This is a genomic window from Pseudomonas sp. Choline-02u-1 (assembly GCF_002836515.1).
Classification (GTDB): Bacteria; Pseudomonadota; Gammaproteobacteria; order Pseudomonadales; family Pseudomonadaceae; genus Aquipseudomonas.
Genome location: NZ_PJBC01000063.1, coordinates 122,441 through 136,934, shown reverse-complemented (window position 1 = coordinate 136,934; position 14,494 = coordinate 122,441). Strand labels below are relative to the sequence as shown.

General features: G+C 58.0%; 11 protein-coding genes. 9 read left to right on the top strand and 2 right to left on the bottom strand.

Going from position 1 to position 14,494, the window contains the following annotated elements; genetic code table 11:
• Nucleotides 1-99 precede the first annotated feature (99 nt).
• From CXF97_RS20430 to pgm, 4 genes are all read left to right on the top strand, one after another.
• Nucleotides 100-1,122: a zinc-dependent alcohol dehydrogenase family protein gene (locus CXF97_RS20430; RefSeq protein ID WP_101160407.1), complete on the top strand. Its 1,023-nt coding sequence runs from the start codon at nucleotides 100-102 to the stop codon at nucleotides 1,120-1,122.
• A gap of 547 nt (nucleotides 1,123-1,669) precedes the next feature.
• Complete coding sequence (locus CXF97_RS20425; RefSeq protein WP_101160404.1) at nucleotides 1,670-3,136, top strand: hypothetical protein; 1,467 nt, start codon at nucleotides 1,670-1,672, stop codon at nucleotides 3,134-3,136.
• Nucleotides 3,137-3,186: 50 nt separating this feature from the next.
• Nucleotides 3,187-4,587: an aminotransferase class I/II-fold pyridoxal phosphate-dependent enzyme gene (locus tag CXF97_RS20420; protein WP_101160522.1), complete on the top strand. Its 1,401-nt coding sequence runs from the start codon at nucleotides 3,187-3,189 to the stop codon at nucleotides 4,585-4,587.
• Nucleotides 4,588-4,695: 108 nt separating this feature from the next.
• Nucleotides 4,696-6,342, top strand: a complete 1,647-nt coding sequence (gene pgm / locus CXF97_RS20415; protein WP_101160400.1) for a phosphoglucomutase (alpha-D-glucose-1,6-bisphosphate-dependent) — start codon at nucleotides 4,696-4,698, stop codon at nucleotides 6,340-6,342.
• A 54-nt stretch (nucleotides 6,343-6,396) separates the two neighbouring features.
• Here the strand turns inward: pgm and CXF97_RS20410 are convergent, their stop codons facing one another.
• Nucleotides 6,397-7,095, bottom strand: a complete 699-nt coding sequence (locus CXF97_RS20410) for a pirin family protein (RefSeq protein ID WP_101160519.1) — start codon at nucleotides 7,093-7,095, stop codon at nucleotides 6,397-6,399.
• A 257-nt stretch (nucleotides 7,096-7,352) separates the two neighbouring features.
• Between CXF97_RS20410 and CXF97_RS20405 the strand changes: the two genes are divergently transcribed.
• Nucleotides 7,353-9,827, top strand: a complete 2,475-nt coding sequence (locus tag CXF97_RS20405; protein ID WP_101160397.1) for a UvrD-helicase domain-containing protein — start codon at nucleotides 7,353-7,355, stop codon at nucleotides 9,825-9,827.
• A 49-nt stretch (nucleotides 9,828-9,876) separates the two neighbouring features.
• On the opposite strand, the gene CXF97_RS20400 is transcribed toward CXF97_RS20405, so the two are convergent.
• Nucleotides 9,877-10,149: a DUF1652 domain-containing protein gene (locus CXF97_RS20400; protein WP_101160516.1), complete on the bottom strand. Its 273-nt coding sequence runs from the start codon at nucleotides 10,147-10,149 to the stop codon at nucleotides 9,877-9,879.
• Nucleotides 10,150-10,414: 265 nt separating this feature from the next.
• Between CXF97_RS20400 and CXF97_RS20395 the strand changes: the two genes are divergently transcribed.
• Genes CXF97_RS20395 through CXF97_RS20380 form a run of 4 tightly spaced genes read left to right on the top strand, consistent with a single transcriptional unit; the run spans nucleotide 10,415 to nucleotide 14,205 of the window.
• Nucleotides 10,415-11,230 carry an AraC family transcriptional regulator gene (locus CXF97_RS20395; RefSeq protein WP_101160513.1) on the top strand — a complete coding sequence of 272 codons (816 nt, stop codon included), beginning with the start codon at nucleotides 10,415-10,417 and terminating at the stop codon, nucleotides 11,228-11,230.
• Nucleotides 11,231-11,281: 51 nt separating this feature from the next.
• Nucleotides 11,282-12,688: an FAD-binding oxidoreductase gene (locus CXF97_RS20390; protein ID WP_101160394.1), complete on the top strand. Its 1,407-nt coding sequence runs from the start codon at nucleotides 11,282-11,284 to the stop codon at nucleotides 12,686-12,688.
• A 31-nt stretch (nucleotides 12,689-12,719) separates the two neighbouring features.
• A complete protein-coding gene (locus CXF97_RS20385) occupies nucleotides 12,720-13,064 on the top strand; it encodes a cupin domain-containing protein (protein WP_101160392.1) in 345 nt (114 codons plus the stop codon).
• 55 nt (nucleotides 13,065-13,119) lie between these two features.
• A complete protein-coding gene (locus CXF97_RS20380; protein ID WP_101160389.1) occupies nucleotides 13,120-14,205 on the top strand; it encodes a polyamine ABC transporter substrate-binding protein in 1,086 nt (361 codons plus the stop codon).
• Nucleotides 14,206-14,494 lie beyond the last annotated feature (289 nt).

Below are 14,494 nucleotides of genomic sequence, written 5' to 3'. Positions count from 1 at the left end.
CAATGACAGGCATGTCGACTATTAATAGCCACTGATGGTCTTGGGTCGAAAGCCCAGATAGAGTTCATGGCATTAGAGGTTACTTTGACGAGGTTTGCGATGTCCCGCACGATCCGTTTTCACAAGTTTGGTCCGGCCGAGGTGCTCAAATGCGAAGAGCATGCGGCTGCTCAGCCAGGTCCTGGCGAAGTGCAGGTGCGTGTCGAGGCAATCGGCATCAGTTGGTACGACACCCTGTGGCGTCAGAATCTGGCGTCATCCCAGGCCCGTCTGCCTTCGGGTCTTGGTCATGAAATGGCTGGCGTGGTCACGGCGGTCGGCGCCGACGTTGAAGACCTGTCCGTCGGTGACAAAGTCGCCAGTTTCCCGGCTGAAAGCCCGAACGATTATCCGGTCTACGGCGAGTCGATCGTCTTGCCGCGCACGGCACTGACCCGCTACCCGGATGTACTCAGCCCGATCGAAGCCAGCGTGCATTACACGCCGCTGTTGATCGCCTACTTCGCTTATGCCGATCTGGCGCGGGTCAAACCAGGGCAATTTGCGCTGGTCACTGATGCCAGCCACTGCGCCGGCCCCTCGTTCGTCCAACTCGGTAAAGCGCTCGGTGTGCGAGTGATTGCAGCGACCAAGTCGGCGGAGGAGCGCGAGTACCTGCTGTCCCTCGGTGCTGAGAAGGTCATCGTCACCGAAGAGGAAGATTTGTTGATGCGTATCAACAAGATCACCGACAACCGCGGCGTCGACGTGGTGTTTGATGGCCTCGGCGGTCCGCAGATGTCGTTGCTCGGCGATGTGCTGGCGCCACGCGGCAGTCTGGTTTTGTACGGACTGCAGGGCGGTAATCAGACACCGTTTCCGGCGTGCGCAGCGTTCCAGAAGAACATCCAGTTCTTTGTGCACTGCATTGGCAATTTCACCGGTAAGCCGGAACTGGGTATTGTTCAGGACCATGTCGCGCTGCAACGCGCGTTGCGTGACATCAACCAGTTGACCGCTGACCGCGTGCTGCTGCCGCTCAAAACGCGTGTATTTGCCTTCAACGAGTTCGTCGAAGCACACCGCTACATGGACGAATGCCCATGCCGCGAGCGGGTCGCACTGCAGGTCGAACCCGCGTAAACCCGCTAAACAGAGTCCGTGGCCCCACGGACTCTTTTGTTTATATTCCGTTCCGGAACTGATCCTGTCCGTCACCGAAGCGCTGACCATTTCAGCAACTGAACTGGTTTTTGCTCTCGATCTGTATCTTCTAATCACACTATAAGCGCTGATAATTGAATGATTACTTTCATCTCAAGGAATGAGCTATGGCTGTGCGTTCAATTTATTCAGGGCAATATCAAACGGCTGGCCCGGCTGACTTCGTAATTTTCTGTTTATTTGCTGTAGGGCGATTCGGAAGTTACTTCTTCTTTTCTTGTAATGAAATGTCGTGGGACGCTGTAAGAAGTTTCCTCAGACTATTTTTCGACCGAAAATATCCAATGAATACGGGTGTTTGAGCATGCAGGTCGGCGTCTTTTGCGATTTTCTCAGATCAAGTGTTTCAAATAACTACAACTTTGTAAGTGTTAGCATTTCAGCGTCTATTACTTATTGATCCAATTGTCGCGGACCCACTGTTCAGTGCGTGCGGCATGAAACTTTCTATACCGGGTATATTCCGATGAGCACGATCCACGATCAGGCAATGAACTACGTTTACCAGCAAGTCTTGCAACGTTTGCTGGGCTTCTTTTCACGGTCAGAGCGCACGGCCTTGCAGCTGTTGATCCAGCGCCTTGTCGTGGCTGCCGGCGGCACGGAGAACATCGGTCAGTTCAAGGTTCTGGTCAATCAGTCCGGCTCCCGTGACAGCTGCTATACGCTGGCATTGCTAAGAGCTGCTCAGTTGACCATCGCGGGCCGGGCGCCAGCCACATTTCAGCTGCGCGTGGCCACCTTGCGCTGGAATGGCAATGGCCCGACCACCCAGCAAAACCTGCATCGAAGCTACAGCGCACTGTTTCTCTACGACGATCCTCGCGTCGAGCTGCTGATGGTCGATAACCGCGAGGTGCTTGCGTTCGACCACCGCACGCCGGTCAGTGCGCAGGGGCATGAAAGCAATCGTGTCAACCTGCTGCTTGTCGGGCACTGTCGTACCTGGATCGAAACACCCGAATTATGGGATGACGCCTATCTGGCGACCGCCGAGTATTACAGCCACATCGCTCGCTGGAGCAATGGTGTCGACGCCATGATCAGCACTGAATCGCGAAGCAGCCAGCGGCATTTTCTCGAGGGTCTGAACCGCGCGATGCAGAGGGTGGCAATCGCGGGTCCCGAACCTGTCCCGTGCGGATTCGAGGCGCTGTTCCCCCTGCTTGACGGGCTCGGTGACGATTTCTATCGCGAGCTGCGTCGCGATGATGACCGTGTCGTCTGGCGCCCCGCAGGCGAATTCGAAGCCTGCCGGCGCACCAGCTTCATCGATGTGAACGATATGATGGTCGGCAAGCTTGAGGATCGCTGGCCGCTGCTGGGTGAATTTCTGGGTTTCGAGCCTGACGAACTGACGCTGTATCAAGGTGAAGTGCTATTTGCCGATCCGCTGATTTCCGCACACGTGCGCGGTCTGCACGCCCGGTTCATCGAGGGACGAACCTATGACGCGGGTGTCGACGACTATTTGCACAAGACGCTGGCCGACCTGCATCGAAAAGAAGCTGCGCAGTCCGTCTGCGAACATTTGATGGGCAGCTTCGACAGTCTCGGGGGGCCAGAGCCGCTGCGTTTACTGGCACAGGATTATCTCTTGCATGGTTTCGCTCTGAACGAAACGCAATTGACGTGCCTGCTGTTCGCACCGTTTATTGACAACGGCAGAGGACTTGAGCGGTTTCTGCGCAACTGTCACCCCGGGATGTTGGTGGCAATGCCCGATCTGCACCGTGCCATGCAAGGCCTGCACGCCCCTGAACAGGTGGTGAAATGGATAACGGAAGTCAGTGGTTTGCCCGTCGGGATGATCATCCGCCTCTATGCCATGGGACCTGTGCAGGTTCACGCGCCCGCAGAATTCGCCTCGCAGAATGCGGGCCTGGATGAGGTGGTTTCAGCCTCGCCATTCGAGCGGTCGACGGAACGCTGACGGTGAACCGAAGCCTGGGGCGCGAAACAAATGTCTGTGCAAAAGAGGGCGTGAAGGGCGCACGGGACAACGACTTTGTTTATCAGGCGGTCTATCGATATCTGACAACACTGATTGATGACGCCGGCGGTAGCACGGCGGTACGTCTGCCTTCGTTACGCCAACTGGCCGACCGGCTGGATGTGTCGATCTCGACAGTGCAGTACGCCTATTCATTACTGGAGAAGGAAGGGCGGGTCTATTCGATAGCCAAGTCGGGGTATTACGCGCAGGTGCTGCCAGGCATCGATACCCCGGGCAACGGCAGAGATCTGCTGGAAAGCGTTTACGTCAACGCCAGGCGTCCCGGAATGTGCGTTTTGAGCGACGACGACCCGGCTTCGCTGCAACCGCTGGACAGTCCTCTGTTAACGTTGGAGCGCGAGCTCCTGCGTCAATACCCTCGTCAGCTTCAATCCTTCATACAGCCTTGCGGTGAGCTGGAACTGCGAGTTGCCCTGGCTGCGCGATACACCTGCTCGACGGAGCATTTCTGGCATGCCGATGACGTCTACATCGGAGCCGACCTGCGGGGAGTGCTGGAGATCCTGATTTCGGTACTGGAGTTGCGTCAATCCGCCGTCATTGTTGAATCACCCTGTGACTGGGTGATATTGCGCCTGCTCGAGTCTTGCGGAGTGCGTGTGATCGAGTGGCCTGCACTGGTGGAAGGCGAGCTCAATCTCCGCTTGCTCGAGTCGCTGCTGGAGCGGGAGTCGGTGCGCTTGATCCTGTTGTCTTCGGTGTTGAGCACACCCCAAGGCACCGGTTTCACCCATGAGCATCAGCAGGCCATTGCGCAAATGCTGGATCGGTATGGCATCTGGGTGCTGGAGAATGACTGTTACAGCGAGCTTGATGAGCGCTGTGATAACCAGCGCTTGCGGCACTGGCTGGATCCGCGACGGCTGCTGGTGTTTTCCACTTTCGAGAAGTTCATCGGCACAGAAGCGCCCTTCGGTTTTGTACTGTCGCGACATTGGCGTCAGGAGCTGCAACGTCATTTTCTGTTACGCGCGTTTCGCTTGTCGCCAATCCGGCAGAAGGCGATTGCCCGATTGTTGAGTGGCGGGCGGCTTGATCAGCATCTTCCTGTGCTGCGGCGCATGCTCTGCGAACGTCGAACCTTGTTGATTCAAGTGTTGCGCGAGCGTTTGGGCGATACCTTGCAGATTGTCGAGCCGCAGGGCGGGGCGACGGTGTGGGTGCGTTCGTTGCGCCCGGTCGACATGGCAAATGTGTTCCAACGATTGCTCAGGCAACAAATCATCGTGGCACCGGGCGAGCTGTTCAGCCTGCAGGGCTTACACGCCGACCACCTGCGGTTGAGTGCGTTGAGCCATGGCGAACGGGATTTGGCGAGTGTCATCTGCTTGCTCGGCGATGCCTTGCGCCTGTCGCCCGATCCATAACGTTAAAAAACATCGGGCGAGGTTTGGATACATCCCGTCGCACAGTGGTCAAACTGCCAGTAAACTGCACAGCATTTCCTGAACCACTCCGATTTCAGAGGTTTTTGCATGACACTCAGTCCTTTTGCGGGCAAACCGGCACCGGCAGAACTGTTGGTCGATATCCCGCGACTGGTTACGGCCTATTACACCGGCCAGCCTGATGCATCTATTTCTACCCAGCGAGTGGCGTTCGGCACCTCCGGCCACCGTGGCAGCTCCTTCGATTCGAGTTTCAACGAATGGCACGTTCTGGCCATCAGCCAGGCGATTTGCCTGTATCGCGAAGCTCAAGGCATTACCGGGCCACTGTTTGTCGGTATTGACACCCACGCACTGTCGACCCCGGCCGGCGCCAGCGCACTGGAAGTGCTCGCCGCCAACGGTGTCACGGTGATGATCGCCGAAGGCGATGAGTACACGCCGACCCCGGCAATTTCCCACGCCATTCTTTGCTACAACCGCGGCCGTACCTCCGGTCTGGCCGACGGTATCGTCATCACCCCGTCGCACAACCCGCCGCAAAGCGGTGGCTACAAATACAACCCAACCAACGGCGGCCCGGCCGATACCCACATCACCAAGTGGATCGAAGCCAAGGCCAATGAACTGCTGGCGAACAAACTGGCCGGGGTCAAACGCATCAGCTACGAGCAAGCGCTCAAGGCCAGCACGACCCATCGCCACGATTACCTCAACACCTACGTCGCCGACCTGATCAACGTGATCGACTTCGATGCGATCCGCGACGCCAAGCTGCGTCTGGGTGTCGATCCGCTGGGCGGAGCAGGGGTGCGCTACTGGTCCGCCATTGCCGAGCACTACCGTCTTGATCTGGACGTGGTGAATAAACAGGTCGACTCGACCTTCCGTTTCATGACCGTCGACTGGGACGGCCAGATCCGCATGGACCCATCGTCCAGCCATGCGATGCAGGGCCTGATCGGTCTGAAAGAACGTTTCGACGTGGCGTTTGCCTGCGACCCGGATCATGACCGCCACGGCATTGTTACACCGTCCGGTGGTTTGCTCGCGCCGAACAATTATCTGGCGGTGGCAATTGATTACCTGTTTCAGAACCGTCCGCAGTGGCGCGCCGATGCCGCCGTCGGTAAAACCGTGGTCAGCAGTGGCCTGATCGATCGCGTGGCCAAGCGCCTGGGCCGTCGCCTGTACGAAGTGCCGGTCGGCTTCAAATGGTTTGCCGACGGTCTGTTCGACGGTTCGCTGGGTTTTGGCGGCGAAGAGAGTGCCGGCGCTTCGTTCCTGCGCAAGGATGGTGGGGTCTGGAGTACAGACAAGGACGGTCTGATCCCAGCCTTGCTTGCTGCCGAAATGACGGCGCGCACCGGGCGCGATCCAAGCCAGGCCTACCGCGCATTGACCGAGGAACTGGGCGAACCGTTCTCGGTGCGTGTTGATGCCAAGGCCAACCCGGAGCAGAAGGCACTGCTGAGCAAACTGTCGCCGCAGCAGGTTACCTCGACCGAACTGGCTGGCGAGAAGATCCAGAGCATTCTCAGCCACGCACCGGGCAACGATCAGGCGATTGGCGGTCTGAAAGTCATGACCGAAAACGGCTGGTTCGCCGCGCGTCCTTCAGGCACTGAAGACATTTACAAGATCTACGCAGAAAGCTTCCTCGGCGACGACCACCTCAAGCAATTGGTGGCCGAAGCGCAAACGCTGGTAGATGGCGCTATTTCCAGCAAGTGAGGCGCACATGAAAAAGGGCAACCGTGATGGTTGCCCTTTTTTGCTGCCTGCGGATCAGGCCAGGTCGACCAATACGATCTCGCTGTCTTCGAGCGCCCTGACCGTCAGCACTTGCTCGTGCGCGACCGCCACACCGTCACGCGCATGGGCACGCAAGCCATTGACCTCGATCACGCCGGTAGCCGGTACCAGATAGGCGCGACGCCCTTCGTCCAGCCGGTATTCAGCGGTTTCACCGGCCTTGATGTTGGCGGCGACCAGACGTGCATTGGCGCGAATGCGCAGACTTTCGTCGTCGTCGCCGTCCTTGCCGCTGGCCAGGGTTACAAACCCTTCGCGCTCACCTTTTGGAAATGGCTTGGCTCCCCATGACGGCGGCGCACCGGTTTCCGTCGGCAGAATCCAGATCTGGAAGATCCTGGTTTCCTTGTCCTCCAGGTTGTACTCGCTGTGGGCGATGCCAGTGCCAGCGCTCATTACCTGCACATCGCCGGCTTCGGTACGGCCCTTGTTGCCGAGGTTGTCCTGGTGCGTGATTGCGCCTTCACGCACATAAGTGATGATTTCCATGTCGCGGTGCGGATGCTGAGGGAAACCGGTGCCTGCGGCGATGATGTCATCGTTCCACACACGCAGATTGCCCCAGCTCATCCGTTGCGGGTCGTAGTATTCGGCAAACGAAAAGTGGTGATGCGCGTCCAGCCAGCCATGATGAGCGCCGCCCAGCGAGCTGAAGGGTCTGAGTTCAAGCATGATCGTCTCCTCGATAAGGTTCGTCAGGGAACGGGCCCCGTGGTTGATGACGGCGATCATCTATCAAACAATCATCGATAAAAAGCGCAAAAACTGCCGCATCAGGATCAGAGAATTAGATGGAATCTTGCCTCGGGATCATTTCATCCGACTTTCAATTCGTCGCCTAAACCGATGACCTGTAAGCATTTCGCTAGAACTGAACGGTAAATCCAGACACCATAGCCGCCACAGTCTCTCACCTGGAGTCCGTCAGCGTGGCGCAACACACCCCCGATCTTCCTCCTGAACTTCGCCCACTGGCCGAGATGCCATGGTTCAAGCGTCTGGCCGCGCGATTCTTCGGTCACGGCCTGACAAAACTACGCGCCCAGCACCGGGCGTCGTGGCTGCACGGGCAAGCCGACGGGTTTCGCAGCGGACACACCGCCGGTGTCGAATACGGCTTCAAGGAAGGCAAACTCGAGGGGCTGGAAGAGGGCCGCCAGGTTCTGCTGATTCGCGACAGCCGCAACACCGAGCATCGTCCGCCCAGTGTCGATAACAACCTGTTCGATGACTGGCGTCTGCCACTGACGGCGGAATTGAAAAAACGCATCAAGGCTGACGTCGCCCGTTTGCTCCCGGCCCACGCTCAGCCCAGCGCTGCGCAGTGGAAAATGATCTTCAGCGAGACGCCGTCCACCTCGGTGGTGGCGGGCGCCGGGGCCGGGAAGTCGACTACGTTGGTGCTGCGCATTCTATTGCTCAGCCATTATCTGGGTTTTGAGCTGGATTCAATGACCGTGGTGACCTTCACCCGCGAATCGCGCAAGGACTTCATCAACAAGCTCATCGAAATCTTCACGCTGTGGGGGCAGTCGCTGAACCTCAAGCAGGCCCGGGAACTGGTGCGAACATTTCACTCGCGCATTCTGCCGATGGTCCGCAGCCTGCCGGGTTTCGAGCGCTTGCAGGCCTTCGAGAACCTCAGCGATCGCCCGCAAAGCGGCGCAGAGGCGGTCGACAGCAATCCGTTTGACCTGCGCATCAATGATGCGCAGCGACAGCAACTGAACGCTTGTTATCACCGCTTGTTCAACGACGATGAGCGTTTCCGTCAGTCGATTCAGCCATTGTCCCGCGCCGGGCTGCAGTTGAAGGAGTTGGAGCGCGATCATCCCGATGTGCAGAAGCGCATGGCGGTCACGGAACTGGCGGCCAAGCGCGATGAAGAACTGTGCGACGTCATCGAGGACCTGTGGATTCGCGCCAAAGCGTGGCCCATCAAAGGCATCGAGCCCAATCGTCAGACCTTCGAAATCAATGGGTCGAACTTCCACGCTCACGGCTATATTCCCAGCCTCGATGCCTGGGTGGTGTTGGGGTTTGATCCCAGGGAAAACGCCCAGCTAAGTCGAGCCAATGCCAGGCTGAGTGTCCGCGCGGAATGGGCGGTAAAGCGCACCCTGTTTCAAGCTTTCTGCCGTAAGCCGTTGATATGGCTTGATACTTATGAGTCATCCAAGCGTGTTCTGGCGACATTGGCCGGTGATGCCAGCGCCGGCCCCGGCTTCGATTACAAGGTCAAGGGCGAGCTGGCATCAGCACCGCTGCTGGATTGTTTTGTCAGTGCCGCAGGCTTCATCGAAAACCTCGGTCTGGATGTGCCGGACGCGGTCAGTCGGATGAGCTTCGCCAAGGACGATCCCGATCGCTTTTTCTTCGAGGCTCTGAGCCTGTTCTGGCGCGCATTTGAGGATCACTTGCTGGATCAGAAACCGCCAGTGATGACTTACAACCGTATGTTCGCGCTGTTCAGTGAACACTCGCCGGAAAACCTCAAGCTGCTCAGCGATGAGTTGCTGCGGCCGATGGCACATTTGATGATCGACGAATTCCAGGACGTATCGCCGCAGATCGTTTCGTGGATTCGTGCCAGCCTCAATGAAATCCGCAGCCGTGGCCCGGCCATGCACATCGGCCGAGGGGCGCAACGGTCGTCGCTGTTGTGCGTTGGCGATGACTGGCAATCGATTTACGGCTGGCGCGGCAGTTCGCCAAGCTACTTCATGGAGTTCAACAAGCAATTCCCTTCGCCGAGCACCACGCGGGTCATGCTCAGTGACAACTACCGCAGCCACCAGCACATCATCGACGCCGCCGAACACATTGTCCGCGCAGCGCCAGCGATCGCGGGCAAGAAGGCCAAGGCGAGTGGCGAGCCTAAATCGCTGCAGCCAGTCAACGTGCTTGAGCGTGACGATGAAGCGCTGGGTCAGCAACTGGCCGAGCATTACCGGCGGGGTGATTCAATCCTGATGCTGTATCGAAAAAGCAGCGATAAGTTATTGATTGAAAAGCACATTGCGCCTGTTCTTAATGTAGATTCGAGCTTGCCGCATGAAGCTCGGCGGCTGAAACAACTGACCTATCACAGCGCCAAAGGCTTGCAGGCCGATGCGGTGTTTATGCTTGGCGATTGTCAGCACCTGACCAGTTCACCGTACAAAAATCAGGTCTACCGCATGGCCGGGCTGGGTAAACATGGCGACAGCGAGCCGTACGACACTGCGCAAAAGGACGAAATCCTGCGTCTGGCCTACGTGGGCATCACTCGGGCCGTCAGCCATTGTTACTGGTACGTCGAACCGCAGGAGGCCCAGGCGGTGAACATGCCGCGAGCGTCAGACCGAGTTGCGAAGGACAAGCCATTCTTCGTCGATCACCGGATGGAAAAGACCATTGCCTGAGCAATAAAAAGCCCGCATTGCTGCGGGCTTTTTCTTTTAAATCATAAGGTTAGGCGTAGTTCTTCAGCGATGCAGGAGGAGTGAAAGCTTCCAGCTCATCCTCGATGGCTTCAATGATTCGCTCGACATCCGCCGCGTTCATCACCGTCGCGCAGGGAATGCCGGCGATGGCGATCATGGTTTCGCCGCTGGCGCGATCGAATAGACGGGCAATCATGCTGCCCGGCGCATCCATCGTCGCCTCGAAACCCATAGGATGAAAATGCCAGCGCATCAGCTGGCAAGCGTTGGGAAAGGTGACTTTGCTGAACCCTTTGTTCATGGTGTTGCCCGCCTGCTTCATCGAGCGCTTCCTTTTGCTCATGTTAGGTGGGAAGAGCCTTCATTGGCTCAACCAGTGCTTGAGCTTTAAAAGTAGCATCCGTGTGTGAAAAAACTGTGAGATTTTTCAGTCCGTTTAGCGATTGATTCGCATTTTTTGATGTAAGTCACTGGCTCATCGATTATCGCCAAAACGCCACTATGGATTTTTCATTGAAGCGGCAGTGGAAGTTGGGCAAGCTCGGTTCTTTTTCGCCGAGCCGCTTATGCACGCCGATGACGACGGCCCAGAACAGACCCAGGCCACGGCCGCCACGGTCATGCGCTATCACCTGAGCTGGAAACACCGGGATCTGGACAGCGTCATGGCGCTTTATCACGCCGATATCCGGTACAACGATTTCTTTCAGAACCGCGTGCTTGCTCTGGATGAGTTGCGCGAATACGTGCGCGTAAGCATGCCGCGAGAATCAGACGAACTGCTCGAGCATTGCGATCGTATTCGGGTGGATGGCGACACCGCGTTCATTCAGTACGAAGTGACCTTGCGCGGCGGCGACGGCTTGGTGTCGTTCCGTTCCAGCGAAGCGATCACCGTCAAGGACGGCCTGATCTGGCGCGTCAATGAGTACGCCTCGCTGGTGCGCACCCAAGCCGATGGCAGCACAGCGCCGAATCAGCGCCCGGCGGTCAGCCGTCTGGGGCTGTCGCCACGGCAACTGAGTTTCATGGCTGAGGACCTGCAGCAATATTTCGAAAAACAGCAACCGTATCTCGATCCTGAACTCGACCTGCAACGGGTGGCAAAGGAGTGCGGGTACAGCCGCAATCAGATTTCCTATTTGCTCAACCAGGTGCTCGGGCAGAGCTTCTATCGCTACGTCAATCAGGCGCGCCTGCAGCATTTGCTGCGTGCGCTGAACAGCGCCATGCCGCCGTTGCGCGTCGACGAGTTGGCCTTTGCCGCTGGCTTCAACTCGCTGTCGGCGTTTTACAAGTGCTTTCGCGAGCACACCGGCCAATCACCCAAGGCCTACGCCAAACAAATTTCTCTGCGGGCACGCGCGCAAGACAGCCACTGAAGGCAACCACTAGGATCGACGCCATCGAAGGTTTTCAGGGCGGAGTCTGGCATGTCGGCGTGGCGCACGATCAGTTTATGGATGGATCAGCTCGATGAGCCCCTACTGGCGCGGCCTGCGCTGGAGCGGGACCTAGATGTCGACGTAGCAATCATCGGCGCCGGTTATACCGGATTGTGGACGGCGTACTACCTGAAGAAACACGCGCCTGGCCTGGATATCGCCATCGTCGAGGCGCAAACCGCCGGCTTCGGTGCATCCGGACGCAATGGCGGTTGGCTGATGGGCAATCTGCTCGGCGAGGATCGTCTGCTGGCAGCATTATCGCCAGAGCAGCGCCGCGCTTCGTACGACCTGCTGCACAACATCCCGGACGAAGTTGAGATCGTCCTCGAACGCGAACGCATCGACTGCGATTACCGTAAGGGCGGGGTGCTTTATTGTGCGGCGCGCTATCCCGAGCAGGAGGCGGTGTTGCGCGAATACCTGAGTAAGCTGCACGCTCAGGGTCTGACCGACAACGATTACCGCTGGCTCAGCCCCGAGCAGTTGGCTCAGCAGATCCGTGTGGCGAAACCCTACGGCGGAATCTTTGCCCCTCACGTGGCGACCATTCACCCGGCGAAACTGGTGCGTGGCCTGGCGCGGACCGTGCTGAACATGGGCGTGAAAATCTACGAAAACAGCCCGGTCATTCAATGGCAATCCGGCAGTTTGCGCACCGCCAAGGCCAGCGTGCGCAGCCGCTGGATCGTCCCGGCCGTGGAAGGTTACTCGGTGACGTTGCCGCCACTCGGTCGCTACCAGTTGCCGGTGCAAAGCCTGATCGTCGCCACCGAGCCGCTGTCTGCTGCGACCTGGGACGAAATTGGTCTCAATCGCGGGCAGGCCTTCAGTGAGTTCAGCCGTCAGGTCACCTATGGCCAACGCAGTGCCGACAACCGCCTGATTTTCGGCGCCCGCGGCGGTTATCAGTTCGCTGGCAAGCTGCGCCATGACTTCAACCTGACCCGTGACGAGGTCGAGTTGCGCCGCTATCTGTTCGGCGAACTGTTCCCGCCACTGAAAAATGTGCAGATCACCCACGCCTGGGGCGGCAACCTCGGCATGTCGCGGCATTTCAAACCGCACATGCTCTGCGATCGCGCCAACGGCATCGCCCTATCGGGCGGCTACGGCGGCGAGGGCGTCGGTGCCAGCAATCTCGGCGGCCGGACGCTGGCCGATCTGATTCTCGAGCGCGACAGCGAGCTGACCCAACAACCGTGGGTGCTGCCTGACGGCGGCATTCACGCGCTCCGTGCCTGGGAGCCGGAGCCATGCCGCTGGCTCGGTTACAACGCGATCATCAAAAGCTTCGTGCATGAAGACCAGACGCTGGCCAATCCGGCGACCGCACCGTGGCGGCGCAAGCTCGCCAGCCGTGTCGCCGGGTTCATGGAAGGTTTCATGCACTAAACGCCGTTTCCCTCAATAAACAGGTCACGCCATGAGCATCACCCAATTCAAGAACACTGCCACGCTCGAGCTTGAGGAATCCAACCCGGTCGCCGTCCCCCTCGGCGAGCCCGTCGCAATTGCTTCGACCACCAGCGTCGAGCGCGACGACGGCGTTGAAACCGGCGTCTGGGAATGCACCCCCGGTCGCTGGCGCCGGCAGATCACCGCGCAGGAGTTCTGCCATTTCATTTCCGGGCGCTGCACGTTCACCCCCGACGGCGGCGGCGAAACCCTTCACATACAAGGCGGCGACGCACTGATGTTGCCGGCCAACACGCTCGGAATCTGGGATATCCAGCAAACCGTGCGCAAGAGCTACGTGCTGATTTTCTGATTGTTTGATCCTTTGATTGCCTGCCAACAAAAAAAGCCCATACAGGAATCGCCCCATGAACCAGAAAACCCTCGCATTGGCGCCGCTGCTGCTGGCCGCTTCCGTCAGTCACGCGGCCGAGACGGTCAAGGTCTACAACTGGTCCGACTACATTGCCCCGGACACCACGAAGAACTTCCAGAAAGACACGGGTATCGGCGTCACCTATGACGTCTACGACAGCAACGAAACTCTCGACGGCAAGTTGATGACCGGCAAATCCGGTTACGACGTGGTCTTCCCGTCGAATCACTTCATGGCGCGGCAGATTCAGGGTGGGGCGCTGAAGAAACTCGACAAGAGTCAGTTGCCGAACTGGAAGAATCTAAACCCGGCGCTGCTCAAGGCCTTGCAGACCAACGACCCCAACAACGAGCACGGCTTCCCGTATCTTTGGGGCAGCACCGGTATCGGCTACAACATTGCCAAGGTCAAAGCGGTGCTGGGCGACAACGCGCCGGTGAATTCCTGGGATCTGATCTTCAAACCCGAATACATGGAAAAACTGCAGAAGTGCGGCGTGGCGATCCTCGACAACGGCCCGGAACTGCTACCGGCGGCGCTCAACTACCTCGGCCTGCCACACCACAGCAAGAATCCCGACGACTACAAGAAAGCCGAAGCGCTGCTGATGAAAGTGCGTCCGTACGTCAGCTATTTTCATTCCTCGAAATACACCAGCGACCTGGCCAACGGCGACATCTGCGTCGCGGTTGGTTTTTCCGGCGACATCCTCCAGGCCGAAAACCGCGCCAGTGAAGCCAGGAACGGCGTCGAGATCGGTTATGCGATTCCCAAGGAGGGCGCTGCGATCTGGTTCGACATGGTCGCCATGCCCGTCGACGCACCGGACGAAAAGGCCGGCTACGCCTTCATGAACTACCTGCTGCGCCCGGACGTCATGGCCGGCATCACCAATTACGTGCATTACGCCAATGGCAACGAACAAGCCGACAAACTGATCGACCCGGCGATCAAGAACGACACCAAGGTTTACCCGAGCCCGGAAATGATGGGCAAGCTGTTTGCGCTGGAGGCGATGCCGTTGAATATCGACCGGATTCGTACGCGGGTGTGGAACAAGATTCGTACCGGTAGCTGAACCTCCGTCCTCTGTAGGAGCTGACGAGTGCAACGAGGCTGCGATCTCTTGATCTTGATCTTAAAAAGGTCAAAGTCAAAAGATCGCAGCCTCGTTGCACTCGTCAGCTCCTACAGTCCGAATAAAGTCATGGAGTTGATATCAAAGCACTGGCACCGCAGCTTGAAAGTGTGACTTGCCCGACAAATCAAAACTTACTGATATTTAATATTTAAATAGAAAATCTTCAGGCAAATCCTGCTATCCCACCAACTAAAAACATTCTTTCCTCGCCGCACGCTTTGTTTAC

Excerpts from the sequence above, each read along its gene's own strand:
- CXF97_RS20430 (WP_101160407.1), top strand. The coding sequence starts at position 100 with ATGTCCCGCACGATCCGTTTTCACAAGTTTGGTCCGGCCGAGGTGCTC.
- CXF97_RS20410 (WP_101160519.1), bottom strand. The coding sequence starts at position 7,095 with ATGCTTGAACTCAGACCCTTCAGCTCGCTGGGCGGCGCTCATCATGGC.
- CXF97_RS20385 (WP_101160392.1), top strand. The coding sequence starts at position 12,720 with ATGAGCATCACCCAATTCAAGAACACTGCCACGCTCGAGCTTGAGGAA.
- CXF97_RS20400 (WP_101160516.1), bottom strand. The coding sequence starts at position 10,149 with ATGAACAAAGGGTTCAGCAAAGTCACCTTTCCCAACGCTTGCCAGCTG.
- CXF97_RS20390 (WP_101160394.1), top strand. The coding sequence starts at position 11,282 with ATGTCGGCGTGGCGCACGATCAGTTTATGGATGGATCAGCTCGATGAG.
- CXF97_RS20395 (WP_101160513.1), top strand. The coding sequence starts at position 10,415 with ATGCACGCCGATGACGACGGCCCAGAACAGACCCAGGCCACGGCCGCC.
- CXF97_RS20425 (WP_101160404.1), top strand. The coding sequence starts at position 1,670 with ATGAGCACGATCCACGATCAGGCAATGAACTACGTTTACCAGCAAGTC.
- CXF97_RS20380 (WP_101160389.1), top strand. The coding sequence starts at position 13,120 with ATGAACCAGAAAACCCTCGCATTGGCGCCGCTGCTGCTGGCCGCTTCC.
- pgm (WP_101160400.1), top strand. The coding sequence starts at position 4,696 with ATGACACTCAGTCCTTTTGCGGGCAAACCGGCACCGGCAGAACTGTTG.